The organism is Acuticoccus sediminis, from assembly GCF_003258595.1.
Lineage (GTDB): Bacteria > Pseudomonadota > Alphaproteobacteria > Rhizobiales > Amorphaceae > Acuticoccus > Acuticoccus sediminis.
Window position 1 is genome coordinate 358,836 of record NZ_QHHQ01000004.1, and the last position, 13,141, is coordinate 371,976.

Here is a 13,141-nt window from a genome sequence, read left to right on the forward strand (position 1 = left end):
TCAATGATGGGCTTCTACTTCGCCCAGCTCCTGACCGGGCTCGCGAACGCGTCTTCGCTTTTCCTCATCGCCTCGGGGCTGTCGATCATCTTCGGCGTGACGCGCGTGGTGAACTTCGCGCACGGCTCGCTCTACATGCTCGGCGCGTACATCGCCTACACGCTGGTGACGACCTTGCCGGGGGTCGTCGGCTTCTGGACCGGCGTCCTCCTCGCCGCCGTCGCGACGGCGCTGATCGGCGCGGTGATCGAGATCCTCATCCTGCGCCGCATCTACAACTCGCCCGAGCTCTTCCAGCTCGTCGCCACCTTCGGCGTCGTCCTGGTGGTGCAGGACGTCGCGCTCCACGTGTGGGGCTCGGAGGACCTCCTCGGCCCCCGCGCGCCGCTCCTCGACCGCGCGGTGCGGATCTTCGGCGAGCCGATCCCCGAGTATGACCTCGCCCTCATCGTCATCGGCCCGGTGGTGCTGGGGCTGATCTGGCTCCTGTTCCAGCGCACACGCTGGGGCATCCTCGTGCGGGCGGCGACGCAGGACCGCGAGATGGTCGGCGCGCTCGGCGTCAACCAGCGCTTCCTGTTCACCTCGGCCTTCATGGTCGGCTCGTTCCTGGCCGGGCTCGGCGGGGCGCTGCAGGTGCCGCGCGAGTCGGTCAACCTCCTCATGGACCTCAACATCATCGGCGAGGCATTCGTCGTCGTCGTGATCGGCGGGATGGGGTCGGTGACCGGCGCGTTCGTCGCCGCCGTCATCATCTCCGTGGCCAACGCCTTCGGGGTGCTGGTCTTCCCGCAGATCTCGCTGATCCTGCCCTTCCTGGTGATGGCGATCGTCCTCATCGTGCGGCCCTACGGCCTCTTCGGGACGCCCGCCTCCGCGCACGGCGCCACCGTGCCGGAGGCGCCGCTGCGGGCCCTCCCGCCCGCCGGCGCCGCGCTCTTCGCGGTCGCCGTGGTGGCGGCCGCGATGCTGCCGATGTTCGACGACGGCTTCCTGCTGGTGCTCGCGATCGACCTCCTCGTCGCGATGCTGTTCGCGGCGAGCCTCCATTTCCTCATGGGGATCGGCGGCATGGTCTCGTTCGGCCACGCGGCCTACTTCGGCCTCGGCGCCTACGCGGCGGCGCTCGCGGTCAAGGCCCTCGGACTGCCGATGCTGGCGGCGATGGCGTTCGCCCCCGTCGTCGCGGCCCTCGGCGCGCTGGTGTTCGGCTGGTTCTGCGTGCGTCTCTCGGGCGTCTACCTCGCGATGCTGACGCTCGCCGCGGCGCAGATCCTGTGGGGCGTCACCTTCCAGTGGCAGGGCGTCACGGGTGGCGACGACGGCATCCTCGGCGTCTGGCCGGCACGATGGGCGTCCGACCGGACCGTCTACTTCTACCTCGCCCTCGTCCTCTGCGGCGCGGGGATCCTCGTCATCCGCCGCATCGCCCACTCCCCGTTCGGCTACGTGCTGCGCGGCGGACGCGACTCGGCGCCGCGGGCGGAGGCGATCGGCATCGACCTGCGCACGCACCAGTGGCTGGGCTTCATCCTCGCCGGCGCGCTCGCGGGCGTCGCGGGCGCGGTGTTCGCCTTCTCGAAGGGCAGCGTCTTTCCCGACACGCTCGCCATCGGGCAGTCGGTGGACGGGCTCATCATGGTGCTGCTGGGCGGCGTGCAGTCCCTCCTCGGCCCGCTCTTCGGCGCCGCGGCCTTCGTCCTGATCGAGGACTGGGTGACCCGGCTCGACTACTGGCGCGCGATCTTCGGCGGCATCATCCTCGCCATCGTGCTCCTCGCCCCTGACGGGATCGCCGGGTTCCTCGGCCGGGCCGTCGCCCTCGTCCGCCCCGGGAGGACGGCATGAGCGTCCTCACCGTCACCGGCCTCACCAAGCGCTTCGGCGGCCTCCTCGCGGTCTCGGACGTCACCTTCGCGCTCGGCTCCGGCGAGTTCCTGGCGCTGATCGGCCCCAATGGGGCGGGCAAGACGACCTGCTTCAACATGCTGAACGGCTACATCCGCCCCGATTCCGGCACCGTCGCGCTGGAGGGGCGGACCATCACCGGGATGCCGCCGCGCGCGGTCTGGCGGCTCGGCGTCGGCCGCACGTTCCAGATCACGCAGACCTTCGCCTCCATGACGGTCGCCGAGAACGTGCAGATGGCGCTCATCTCGCACCACCGCCGCACCCTCAGCATGTTCGCGCGGGCGACGCGCCTCTACCGCGCCGAAGCCGACGCTCTGCTCGACCGCGTCGGCATGCTCCAGCACGCCGAGCGCGGCGCCAACACGCTCGCCTACGGCGACCTGAAGCGCCTCGAACTCGCCGTCGCCCTCGCCCACCGGCCCAAGGTGCTCCTGATGGACGAGCCCACCGCCGGCATGGCACCGGCCGAGCGCACCGCGCTGATGGCGCTGACGGGCGAGATCGTCGCCTCGGAAGGCGTGAGCGTGCTCTTCACCGAGCACGACATGGACGTCGTCTTCGCCCACGCGCACCGGATCCTCGTGCTCAATCGCGGCGAGTTGATCGCGGAAGGCACCGGACCCGAAATTCGCGCCAACCGGACGGTACAGGACGTGTACCTTGGGGGCGGCACGCTGATGTCCTCCACCCCGCCGCAACCAGGAGCCACGCCGTGAGCCTCGAATTCCTCGCCATGTCGCTCGTCGTCGTGCTGATGCCGGGCACCGGAGTGATCTACACCGTGGCCGTCGGATTGGGCCGGGGCTTTTCCGCCAGCGTCGTCGCGGCGTTCGGGTGCACCCTCGGGATCGTGCCGCAGATTCTGGCGAGCCTCGTCGGCCTCGCCGCCGTCCTCCATACCAGCGCCGTCGCCTTCCAGGTGCTCAAGTTCGCCGGCGCGCTCTACCTCCTCTACATGGCGTGGGGCGTGCTGCGCTCCGGCGACATGCTGCGGGTGGAGCGGCGCGAGACCGTCTCCGCCGCCCGCACCATCCGCGACGCGATCCTCCTCAACGTGCTGAACCCGAAGCTCTCGATCTTCTTCCTTGCCTTCCTGCCGCAGTTCGTGCCGGCGGACAGCACGAACCCGACGCTCGCCATGGTCCCCCTCGCCCTCACCTTCATGGCCATGACCTTCGTCGTCTTCGTCCTCTACGGCGCCCTCGCCGCGGCGGCCCGCACGGCGGTTCTGGAGCGTCCGGGCGTCATGAAGTGGCTGCGGCGGGTGTTCGCGGGGACGTTCGCCGCCCTCGGCCTGCAGCTCGCCCTCGCGCAGCGATAGAGCCGCCGCATGCTCGATCTCGAAGCCGTCAACACGTTCTACGGCGGCGCGCACATCCTGCACGACGTGACGTTCGGTGTCGGCCCGCATGAGGTGGTGGCTCTGCTCGGCCGCAACGGGGCGGGCAAGTCCACCACCATCCGCTCCGTCATGGGGCTGACGCGCCCGCGCTCCGGCACCGTGCGCTTCGACGGCACGAACATCACCGGCTGGCCGCCATACCGCGCCTGCCGCCTCGGCCTCGGCTTCGTGCCGGAGGACCGGCGCGTGTTCCGCGAGCTCTCGGTGATGGAGAACCTCGAGGTCGGCCGGCGCCCGCCGCGCGACGATGCCCCGACGTGGACCGCCGACGCCCTCTTCACGCTGTTTCCGAACCTTGCCGAGCGGCGGACCACGGCCGCCGGACGTCTCTCCGGCGGCGAGCAGCAGATGCTCACGATCGCGCGCACCCTCGTCGGCAACCCGCGCCTCATCCTGCTGGACGAGCCGTCGGAGGGGATCTCGCCGCTCATCGTCGAGCAGATGGCGAAGGTCATTCTCGAGATGAAGTCGAGCGGGCTCGCCGTTCTCCTTTCGGAACAGAACCTTCATTTCGCCCGGCTGGTTGCCGATCGCGCCGTCATCATCGAAAAGGGTGCGGTGCGCTTCGACGGCGCGTTCGCCGCGCTCGACGCCGAGCCGGACATTGCACGCGAGACCCTGGCCGTATGACGAACGACAGGCCGTACGTTCTGGACGACCAGATCGGCTATCTGATGCGCCTCGCCACGCAGCGACACACCTCGATCTTTCAGGACAGGATGGACGAGGGGCTGACGCCGACGCAGTTCAGCCTGATGACCCGCCTCGCCGAGGTGGGCCCCAGCTCGCAGAACCATCTCGGCCGCCTCGCCGCGCTCGACGTGGCGACCGTGAAGGGCGTGGTGGACCGCCTCGCCGCCAAGGGCCTCGTCGTCGTCGCGCCGGACCCGTCGGACGGGCGGCTCCGGATCGTCTCGCTGTCCAGCCGGGGCGCGGCGCTGCTGCCGCAGCTCCAGGCCCGCGGCCACGAGATCACCGAGGAGACGATGAAGCCGCTGACCGCGCGCGAGCGGGAGACCATCGTCCGCCTCCTGCGCAAGCTCGCCTGAGCGGCGGGCCCGCCCGGACGTCCCGGGCGCCGTGCCGGATCTGCCGCCGGCGGGCGATTCATGCTATCGAGGTAAGGCCCTGACGGCCCCCGGCAGCGGCGACGAGACCTCACCGGAACGAGCGCCGTGACCCGAATGACCCGCCCCCTCGCCCTCCTCGCCGCCCTTGTGACCGCCGCCGTCGCCGGACCGGCACTCGCCGAGGAAGGTCCCTCCTTCGACTGCGCCGGCGTGACCGGCGAGGTCGAGACGTTGATCTGCGAGGACCCCGATCTCGCCGCCCTCGACCGCCGCCTCGCCGCCCGCTACGAGGCCGCCCTCACCGTTGTCGACAGGCTCGGCGCCGGGACGGAGGAGGCGGAGAACGAGCTTCGCGCCACGCAACGCGGCTGGATCGGCGGCCGCGACGACTGCTGGAAGTCGGAGGACGCCGACACCTGCATCGAGGACGCCTACCTCAGGCGCGAGGCCGAGCTCGTCGCCCGCTACATGCTGGAAGAGCCGTTCAATACCGTGACCTGGATCTGCGACGGCAACCCCGCCAACGAGGTGGTGACGATGTTCTTCCACACCCCGCTCGAGAGCCTGCGGTTCGAGCGCGGCGACACCGTGGACGTCGGCACGATCGTGCGCACGGCGTCCGGCGCGAAGTACGATGGAAGCTTCGGCCGCTCCATCTGGATGAAGGGCGACAACGCGATGTACCGCGAGGCCGACCCCGACGGAACGGAATACGACTGCACCGTCGCGAAGTAGCGCCCCGACCACCGGACCTGACCCTCGCCATCGGATCCGGCGGGTCGCCGCCGAGGCTCCGCTAGCTCCGTGCGGCCTCCGCGCCGGCACACAGCTCGATGATCTCGGAGGTGATCTCCTCCTGCCGCAGCGCCTTCTCCGTCATCGAGAGGTCCGTGAGGCGCTGCTCGATGTTGTTGCGGGCGGCGGCCATCGCCCGCAGCCGCGCATCGTTTTCGGCGACGTAGGCGTGCATCGCCGTCGCGCAGAGCGCGGCGAAGACGTACTCGGCCGCGAGCCGCTCCACCAGGACGGCGGGCGGCAGCGTGGTCAGCGGCGGCTCGGTCCGCTTCTGCGGCCGGAAGCGGGCCGTGTCGAGCGGGAGGACGGAGATGCGCTCGGCGGCGACGGCGCTGTCGGAGACCTGCCGTCCGAACACCACCTCGAGGCGGGAGACCTCCCCCTCCGCCAGCATCTCGTAGACCATGTCCACCAGGCTCGTGGCGAGCGCCGGGAGCGCGTCGACATGGCTCGGCATGACGGCGGTGTGCGTCGGCTCGATGCCGCGTTCGCGGGCGATCGCCGCCCCCCGGGTGCCGACGATGATGAGCGCCTCGGGTGCCGCCGCCGCGACCGCGTCCAGGATGTGTTCGCTGAATGCGCCCGCGAACCCTTCCTCGGCACAGAAGGCGACGAGCGCTGTTCTGGGCGGCGCGGACGCGGCGGGCGTCTCGTCCGCCGTGGCGCCGACCGCGGCCCTGCCGATCGCTCCGCCGACGAGGCGCCCGTAGGCGTCGATCGCCGAGAGGAGCGAGCGGCCGTGCTGGGCGCGTGCGGCGGCGATCCCGCGCATCGCCGTCACCACCGCCTGAAGCTGGGTGACGTTGGCGATCCGTGCCTGGATCTCCGCGTGCCGGTCAGCCACCGTCCGCCGCCCCCGCCGGCTCGGCCGCGCTCGGCTCAGAGGTCGACCGCGTGAGGTCGGCGACCAGCGCCGTCATCGCCGACAGCAGCGTCTCGCGACCCGCATCGTCCAGCGTGCCGGTGGCCTCGACGCTCTCGACCACGCCGCCCGCCGCCCGGTCCAGCGCCGCGGGCAGGCCGGTGCGGAAGGCCGGCACCTTGTCGACCGGGAGCGGGTCGAGGACGCCGCCCTGCACGGCAAGCACCATCGCCACCTCGTCCACCAGGCGGAACGGCGCGTACTGGTCCTGCGACAGCACCGCCCGGATGCGCCGTCCGCGTGCGATACGGTCCTTCACCTTCGCGTCCGTGACACCGCCGAAGCGGGTGAACATCTCGATCTCGAGGAACTGCGCGTAGTCGAGCCGCAGCATGCTGGCGGCCTTGCGGAGCGCCGGCGCCTGCGTCTTGCCGCCGACGCGGCTGACGCTGCGCCCGACGTCCACCGCAGGCTTCTGCCCCGCCTGGAACAGCGCCGAATCGAGAACGATCTGCCCGTCCGTGATCGAGATGAGGTTGGTCGGGATGTAGGCCGACAGGTTGCCGGCATCGAGCTCGGCAATGGGCAGCGCCGTCAGCGAGCCGCCGCCGTGCTCCTTCGACAGTTTCGCCGCCCGCTCCAGGAGCCTCGCGTGGACGTAGAAGACATCGCCGGGGTACGCCTCGCGGCCGGGCGGCTGGCGGGTGATGAGCGCGATCTCCCGGTGGGTGGCGGCGTGCTTGGTCAGGTCGTCGATGACGATCAGCGCGTGCTGGCCCCGGTCGCGGAAATGCTCTGCCATCGTGGCGGCGGCAAACGGCGCGATCCACTGCAGCCCCAGCGCGCTCGACGGCGAGGCGACGACGATGATCGTGCGCTCCGGCGCGCCATGGCGACGGATCGCCTCGATCACGCGCGCGACCGTGGACGACTTCTGCCCCACCGCGACGTAGACCGAGATGATGTCGGTGTTCTTCTGGTTGATGATCGCGTCGACACCCACCGCGGTCTTGCCGATCGCGCGGTCGCCGACGATCAGCTCCCGCTGGCCCCGCCCCAGGGCGAACATCGCGTCCACGACGAGCAGGCCGGTCTTTACCGGCTCCGTCACGAAGTCGCGCGCCTGGATGGGCGGCGCGGGACGCTCCACCGGCTCCTGCGCCTCGCCGTCGATGGGGGGACCGCCGTCGAGCGGCCGGCCGAGCGGGTCGACGACGCGGCCGAGAAGCGCCGGCCCCGTCGGCACCCGCACCACCTCGCCGCTGCCGGTGACCCGGTCGCCGGCGAGAACGCCCGCCGCGTCGTCGAGAAGCACGCAGGCGACGGTATCGGCATTGAGGGAGGAGACGTAGCCCACCCCGCCGCGCTCGAATCGTACCAGCTCGTCGAGCCGCACCCCGGGGAGGCCGGAGACGAAGGCGACGCCGTCGGCCGCCGATTCCACCCGGCCCACCTCCTCGGCGGAGGCGCCGATGTCGGCGGCTTCGACCTTCGCGCGCGCGGTGTCGAGCCAGGCGTCAAGCTGCGTGGCGTCGCTCACTGGAAACCTCCTTCTGAATGCGTTCGAGGTCCGCCCGCCAGGAGTTGCGCACCACCAGCGACGCGGCCTGGATCTCGAGCCCGGCGATCAGCGCCGGATCGACGGTGACGCTGACGGACACCCCGTCGCCCAGCACCCCGGCGAGGGCGGCGCGCACCGCGGGCTCCGCATCGCCGAGCGGCGCCGCGCTGACGAGATGGACGTCCTCGGCGGCGAGGCGCCGGCGGTCGTCGTCCGGGAGGGCCGCGACCTGCGCCACGAGGCCGTCGAGGAAGGCGAGCGTCAGCGCCTCGGCCGGGATCCGCTCGACGAGGCGGCGGGCGATGGCGAAGGCGAGCTGCGACGCGTGGCCGGCGACCGCCCTCTCGGCGGCGGCCCGGTCGCGGGCGACGTCGGCCTCGCCGGCCTCCCGCACCTTCGCCGCCTCCGCCTCCGCCGCGGCGACGAGGCCCTGACGGTGCTTCTCGGCCTCGGCCTCGGCGGCGGCGAACAGGCGGTCCCGCTCGGGGCCGACGGTGGCGAGCCGCGCCTCGCGCTCGACCTTCAGCCGGTCCGCCTCCTCGCGCGCGGTCCTCGCGTCATCGAGGCTTCTGGCGATCTCCGCCTTCCGCCTGGCGACGATCTCCGCCACCGGTCTGAAGAAGAACCGTGCCAGCAGCCCGACGAGGATGAGGACGTTGATCGTCTGAAACGCCAGCGTCCACCAGTCGATGCTCATCGTCAGCCGATGAACGGGTTCGCGAACAGGAGCAGCAGCGCGACGACGAGGCAGTAGATCGCCGTCGTCTCGATCATGGCGAGGCCGACGAAGAGCGTGCGCGAGATGGTGCCCGCGGCTTCCGGCTGCCGGGCGATGGCGTCCATCGCGGCGGCGACCGACCGTCCCTCGCCGAGCGCCGGCCCGATCGCTCCGGCGGAGACCGCGATACCGGCCGCGATGATGCTGGCGATCTCGACCCAGTTCATGGCGTGTCACTCCTGTCGGTTTGTTGCCGGCCCTCCTCGAGGGCGCTGGCGATGAAGACCATGGCGAGGGCGGCGAAGATGTACGCCTGAACCGCCCCCGTCAGCAGATCGAGTGCCATCAGCGGCACCGGCACCAGGATCGCGGCGAGCGAGAGGATGATGCCGATGATGAACACCCCGCTCATCACGTTGCCGAAGAGACGCACGATCATCGAGAAGGTCCGGGTGAAGACCTCGACGAGGTTCACCGGCATCATCAGGATCGTCGGCTGGGCGAACGTGGCGAGGTAGCCCCTGAGGCCCAGCTCCTTGATGCCGAAGCCGAGCGTCGCGACGAAGACGATGAGGCCGAGCGCGGCGTCCGTCTCCACATGCGCCGTCGGCGGTTCGACGCCGGGGACGAGGGACGACCAGTTCGCCGTCAGGATGAAGATGAGCAGCGTACCGATGAGGGCGCGGTAGGGCTCCGGCTCGGCGCGCATCGTGACGCGGATCTGGTCGTCGATGACGCCGACGACGAGTTCCAGGACCGTCTGCCACGTGCCCGGAACCAGCGAGAGATGCCGTGTGACGAGGCAGGCCCCGCCGGCGAGCACGGCGATGATGCACCAGGTGATCACCACCGGCTCGGTGATCGGCACGGTGCCGATCCAGAAGTCGACCTTGGCGACGAGGGGCGTGCTATCCATGCGACCGCTCCTGCCGAAGCGTCTCGGCGGCGAGCGCCGCCTCCCCCGCGCGCCGTTCCCGCCGCATGAGGAGCGCGCGCGTTGCGAGCACGCCCGCCGCGGCGGCCACGAGGGCGACCCCGCCGGCGAGACGCACGATCGCGAAGAGCGCGGCGATCAGCACCGCGTGGCGGGCGACCTGCAGAACGACGGGTGCGAGGACGCGGCCGGACGTGATCCACCGCACGCTGGTGCGCAGCGACAGGAAGTGCGCCGCGCCGATGGCGATGCCGAGGGCGAAGAACCCCGCCGCCAGGCCGGCGATGTGAAGCGTTTCGGCGTTGAGCGTCATTGCCGGTGCATCCAGCGCCAGGCCGACCAGCAGCCGGCCGCGAGCCCCAGCATCATCAGCGGGGCGGAGAAGAAGATCTGGGTGCCGGCGAGATGGTCGAGCCACCGGCCGACGAACAGGAACAGCAGCGTCGGCGCGACGACGATCCATCCCAGGAGGCCGATCTGCCCGACCTGGCGCATCATCGAGGGCTCGCCCTCCCTGTACCAGCGGCGCTCGCGCTCGTGCCGGCGCCGGGCACCGGCGGCGAGGCCCTGGGTGGGATCCTCCTCGGCCTTGGTCATCCCGGCCCCCCGGCGACACCGCGGCCCGTCACGTCGTGCCCCAGCACATCGCCGGGGCGGGCGGAGAGGTTGGCGACGATCTGGCGGATCGCCTTCATCTGGAGCTTGAGACTGTCGGTGCGGGCGGTGCGCTCCTCGTCGAGGCGCTGGGCGAATGTCGCGAGGACCTCGCGCTCCAGGTGGCCGAGGTCGTCCGCCACCACCGCCTCGCGCGTCGCGACGGCCACGTCGGTCCCTCCGGTGACGGAGAAGACGCCGCGCTGGACCGCGCAGTGGTGCCGCGCACCGTCCGTGCCGCGCCAGGTCACCACGCCCACGGTGAGCGCCGTCAGGAAGTCGGCGTGTCCGTGCAGGATGCCGAAGCTCCCCGTCTCGTCCTCGGCGCGCACGGAGACGGCCTCGGTGTCGACGACGATCTGCGTGGGGGTGGTGATCAGGAGCCTCATGCCGCCCTGGTCTCCCCGGCGTGCCCGTTGCCGGCGTGTTTGGCCCGCGCCTCGTCGAGGCTGCCGATCATGTAGAGGTCGCCCTCGTCCCAGTCGTCGCACTCGCCGTCGAGGATCGCGCGGCAGCCGGCCACCGTGTCGGCGCGCTTGACCGACCGCCCGGGCATTCCCGTGAACGCCTCGGTCACGGAGAAGGGTTGCGTCAGGAACCGCTGCAGCCGGCGCGCGCGGTTGACGGCGAGGCGGTCGGCGACGGACAGTTCCTCGATGCCGAGGAGCGAGATGATGTCCTGCAACTCGCGGTACTGGGCGATGGTCGCGCGGACGTCCTGCGCGACGCGGTAGTGCTCGGCACCGACCACGGTGGGGTCGAGCAGCACCGAGGAGGACCCGAGCGGGTCGACCGCCGGATACATCCCCTCCGCCGCCATGGCGCGCGACAGGACGATCATCGAGTCGAGGTGGTTGGAGATCGCGGTGACGGCAGGGTCGGTGAAGTCGTCGGCGGGCACGTAGACGGCCTCGATCGCCGTCACCGACGCGTCCTCGACGGAGGCGATGCGCTCCTGCAGCTCGGCGATCTCGGTGGCGAGGGTGGGCTGGTAGCCGACGCGCGACGGCAGGCGCCCGAGAAGGCCGGAGACCTCGCTGCCCGCCTGAACGAAGCGGAAGACGTTGTCCATCAGGAGCAGCACGTTCTGCTTCTTCTCGTCCCGGAAGTGCTCGGCGATGGTGAGCGCGGTCAGACCGACGCGCCAGCGCGCCCCCGGCGGCTCGTTCATCTGGCCGAAGACGAGGGCGCAGCGGTCGAGGACGCCCGATCCCTTCATGTCGTTGAGGAGCTCGTGCCCCTCGCGGGACCGCTCGCCGATGCCGGCGAAGACGGAGATGCCGGCGTAGCTCTCCACCATCGCGTGGATCAGCTCCATCACGACGACGGTCTTGCCGACGCCGGCGCCGCCGAACATCGCCGCCTTGCCGCCCTGCGGCAGCGGAGCGAGGAGGTCGATCACCTTGATGCCGGTCTCGAAGACGCTCGTCGCGGCGGTGCGCTTGTCGAGCGGGGGCGCCGGGCGGTGGATCGGCTTGCGCGCGATCCCCTCGGGGAGCGGCGGACCGCCGTCGCGCACCGTGCCCATCACGTCGAGCAGGCGGCCCAGCACCGCCTCGTCCGCCGGCACCTCGATCGGGCCGCCGACCGGGACGACCGGCGTGCCGCGCCTCAGGCCGATGGTGGCCGCGAGGGCGACCGTGCGCACGGTATGCTCGTCGAGATGGGCGGCGACCTCCACGACCAGCGGCTCGGGCTGGTCCCAGGCGACGGTCAGGGCATCGTCGATCCGCGGCAAGGGGCCGTCGAACGCGACGTCGATCACCGCGCCGCGCACCGCCACAACACGTCCCGTCGCCTCATCGCTCATGCGGCATCCTCCCGCGAGGGATCCCCACTGGCAAGTGCGGTGCCATGGTCGCCGCGATGCAGGTAGAGCTTGGCGAGCGCGGCGGACGCGAGGCTCGGCAGCGCCCCGTCGGATCGCCCCGGGATGATCGCCGGGACGCGCGCACCGAGGATGATCCCCGCCGAGTCCGCGCCCGCGAGGTGCACCAGCTCCTTCACCAGAAGGGTCCCCGCCTCGAGGTCCGGCACCACCAGGACATCGGCGTCCCCCGCCACGAGACCGGCGACGCCGTTCGCCGCGGCGGCCTTGCGGGAGATCGCGCTGTCGAACGCCAATGGCCCGTCGACGACGGCCCCCGCGATCTGTCCCCGCTCGGCCATCTTGCAGAGCGCGGCGGCCTCCATGGTGGAGCGAATCCTGGGGTCGACCACCTCGCTCGCGGACAGGATCGCGACCTTCGGCGCCTCGATCCCCAAAGACTTCGCGAGGTCGACGGCGTTGCGCACGATGTCCCGCTTGTCGGCGAGCGTGGGGTAGGCGAGCAGCGCCGCGTCGGTGATGAGGAGCGGCTTCGGATAGGTCGGCACGTCGAGGACGTGGACGTGGCTCGCGCGCCGCTCGGTGGCGAGGGCCTCGGGTGCGAGCACCGCGTCCATCAGCTCGTCCATCGCGATCGCGCCCTTCATCAGCGCGTCGACCTTGCCGGTGCGGGCGAGTTCCACCGCCCGCGCCGCGGCCGCATGGCTGTGCGGGACCGCCTCCAGCGTGACCCCGTCGAGCGAGCGGTCGATCTCCTCGGCGGCCCGGCGGATCTTCGCCTCCGGGCCGACGAGGACGGGTTCGATCAGCCCTTCCTCCTTCGCGTCCAGCGCATCGTGCAGCGACGCCGCGTTGACCGGTTGGACCACCGCGACGCGGATCGGCTCGTACGGCGCGGCGAGCTTGACCAGCTCGCGGTGGCGTGCGCCGCGTTCGTGGAGGTGGACCTCCGGCAGCGTGACGCGGGGGCGCCGGACCTTCTCGGACGGCGCGATCACCAGCGCCTCCCCGACGATGACCTGCTTGCCCTCCTGGTTGAGACATTCGCAGGCGAGCTTCAGCCGCCTGGTGTCGGGGTACTTCTCGGCGACCGTGACGCGCACGGTCACGGTATCGCCCAGCCCGACCGGACGGCGGAACTGGAGCGACTGGTCGAGGTAGATCGTCCCCGGCCCCGGCAGCTCCGTTCCCAGCACCGCCGAGATGAGCGCGCCGCCCCACATCCCGTGGGCGATCACCCTGTGGAACATGTCCGACGCCGCGTACTCGGGGTCCACGTGCGCCGGGTTCACGTCGCCGGACATCACGGCGAAGAGCTCGATGTCGTCGTGGCGCAGGGTCCGCGTGATCTCGGCGCTGTCCCCGACCTGGAGCTCCTCGAACGTCCTGTTCTCGATGTACTCCAT

16 protein-coding genes are annotated in these 13,141 nt (G+C 71.3%); 6 read left to right on the top strand and 10 right to left on the bottom strand.

Annotated elements, in window-relative coordinates; genetic code table 11:
* Positions 1-3: 3 nt before the first annotated feature.
* The 6 genes from DLJ53_RS19785 to DLJ53_RS19810 all read left to right on the top strand — a co-directional run bounded on the left by DLJ53_RS19785 (position 4) and on the right by DLJ53_RS19810 (position 5,118).
* The gene (locus DLJ53_RS19785; RefSeq protein WP_211100627.1) at positions 4-1,848 is read left to right on the top strand and encodes an ABC transporter permease; all 1,845 of its coding nucleotides are present in this window, start codon (positions 4-6) and stop codon (positions 1,846-1,848) included.
* Positions 1,845-2,627, top strand: a complete 783-nt coding sequence (locus DLJ53_RS19790) for an ABC transporter ATP-binding protein (protein WP_111348414.1) — start codon at positions 1,845-1,847, stop codon at positions 2,625-2,627. Before DLJ53_RS19785 ends, DLJ53_RS19790 begins: the two co-directional genes overlap by 4 nt.
* Positions 2,624-3,232 carry a LysE family translocator gene (locus DLJ53_RS19795; RefSeq protein WP_111348416.1) on the top strand — a complete coding sequence of 203 codons (609 nt, stop codon included), beginning with the start codon at positions 2,624-2,626 and terminating at the stop codon, positions 3,230-3,232. The genes DLJ53_RS19790 and DLJ53_RS19795 overlap by 4 nt, the downstream gene beginning before the upstream one ends.
* 9 nt (positions 3,233-3,241) lie before the next feature.
* Positions 3,242-3,943, top strand: a complete 702-nt coding sequence (locus DLJ53_RS19800; RefSeq protein WP_111348418.1) for an ABC transporter ATP-binding protein — start codon at positions 3,242-3,244, stop codon at positions 3,941-3,943.
* On the top strand, positions 3,940-4,362 hold the full coding sequence (locus tag DLJ53_RS19805) for a MarR family winged helix-turn-helix transcriptional regulator (protein ID WP_111348420.1): 423 nt from the start codon (positions 3,940-3,942) through the stop codon (positions 4,360-4,362). The genes DLJ53_RS19800 and DLJ53_RS19805 overlap by 4 nt, the downstream gene beginning before the upstream one ends.
* Before the next feature lie 135 nt (positions 4,363-4,497).
* Positions 4,498-5,118: a lysozyme inhibitor LprI family protein gene (locus DLJ53_RS19810; RefSeq protein WP_111348422.1), complete on the top strand. Its 621-nt coding sequence runs from the start codon at positions 4,498-4,500 to the stop codon at positions 5,116-5,118.
* A 61-nt stretch (positions 5,119-5,179) separates the two neighbouring features.
* On the opposite strand, the gene DLJ53_RS19815 is transcribed toward DLJ53_RS19810, so the two are convergent.
* Genes DLJ53_RS19815 through DLJ53_RS19860 form a run of 10 tightly spaced genes read right to left on the bottom strand, consistent with a single transcriptional unit; the run spans position 5,180 to position 13,141 of the window.
* Positions 5,180-6,022: a F0F1 ATP synthase subunit gamma gene (locus tag DLJ53_RS19815; RefSeq protein WP_162409409.1), complete on the bottom strand. Its 843-nt coding sequence runs from the start codon at positions 6,020-6,022 to the stop codon at positions 5,180-5,182.
* Positions 6,015-7,580: a F0F1 ATP synthase subunit alpha gene (locus tag DLJ53_RS19820; RefSeq protein ID WP_111348426.1), complete on the bottom strand. Its 1,566-nt coding sequence runs from the start codon at positions 7,578-7,580 to the stop codon at positions 6,015-6,017. The genes DLJ53_RS19815 and DLJ53_RS19820 overlap by 8 nt, the downstream gene beginning before the upstream one ends.
* Positions 7,558-8,298, bottom strand: coding sequence for a F0F1 ATP synthase subunit delta (locus DLJ53_RS19825; RefSeq protein ID WP_111348428.1), 741 nt, complete (start codon positions 8,296-8,298; stop codon positions 7,558-7,560). The genes DLJ53_RS19820 and DLJ53_RS19825 overlap by 23 nt, the downstream gene beginning before the upstream one ends.
* A 2-nt stretch (positions 8,299-8,300) precedes the next feature.
* On the bottom strand, positions 8,301-8,546 hold the full coding sequence (locus DLJ53_RS19830; protein ID WP_111348430.1) for a F0F1 ATP synthase subunit C: 246 nt from the start codon (positions 8,544-8,546) through the stop codon (positions 8,301-8,303).
* Positions 8,543-9,235: a F0F1 ATP synthase subunit A gene (locus DLJ53_RS19835; protein ID WP_111348432.1), complete on the bottom strand. Its 693-nt coding sequence runs from the start codon at positions 9,233-9,235 to the stop codon at positions 8,543-8,545. The genes DLJ53_RS19830 and DLJ53_RS19835 overlap by 4 nt, the downstream gene beginning before the upstream one ends.
* The gene (locus DLJ53_RS19840; RefSeq protein ID WP_111348434.1) at positions 9,228-9,566 is read right to left on the bottom strand and encodes an N-ATPase subunit AtpR; all 339 of its coding nucleotides are present in this window, start codon (positions 9,564-9,566) and stop codon (positions 9,228-9,230) included. Before DLJ53_RS19840 ends, DLJ53_RS19835 begins: the two co-directional genes overlap by 8 nt.
* Positions 9,563-9,850: an AtpZ/AtpI family protein gene (locus tag DLJ53_RS19845; RefSeq protein WP_111348436.1), complete on the bottom strand. Its 288-nt coding sequence runs from the start codon at positions 9,848-9,850 to the stop codon at positions 9,563-9,565. The genes DLJ53_RS19840 and DLJ53_RS19845 overlap by 4 nt, the downstream gene beginning before the upstream one ends.
* On the bottom strand, positions 9,847-10,296 hold the full coding sequence (locus tag DLJ53_RS19850; RefSeq protein ID WP_111348438.1) for a F0F1 ATP synthase subunit epsilon: 450 nt from the start codon (positions 10,294-10,296) through the stop codon (positions 9,847-9,849). The genes DLJ53_RS19845 and DLJ53_RS19850 overlap by 4 nt, the downstream gene beginning before the upstream one ends.
* A complete protein-coding gene (gene atpD, locus DLJ53_RS19855) occupies positions 10,293-11,717 on the bottom strand; it encodes a F0F1 ATP synthase subunit beta (protein ID WP_111348440.1) in 1,425 nt (474 codons plus the stop codon). Before atpD ends, DLJ53_RS19850 begins: the two co-directional genes overlap by 4 nt.
* Positions 11,714-13,141, bottom strand: a complete 1,428-nt coding sequence (locus tag DLJ53_RS19860) for a bifunctional enoyl-CoA hydratase/phosphate acetyltransferase (protein ID WP_111348442.1) — start codon at positions 13,139-13,141, stop codon at positions 11,714-11,716. The genes atpD and DLJ53_RS19860 overlap by 4 nt, the downstream gene beginning before the upstream one ends.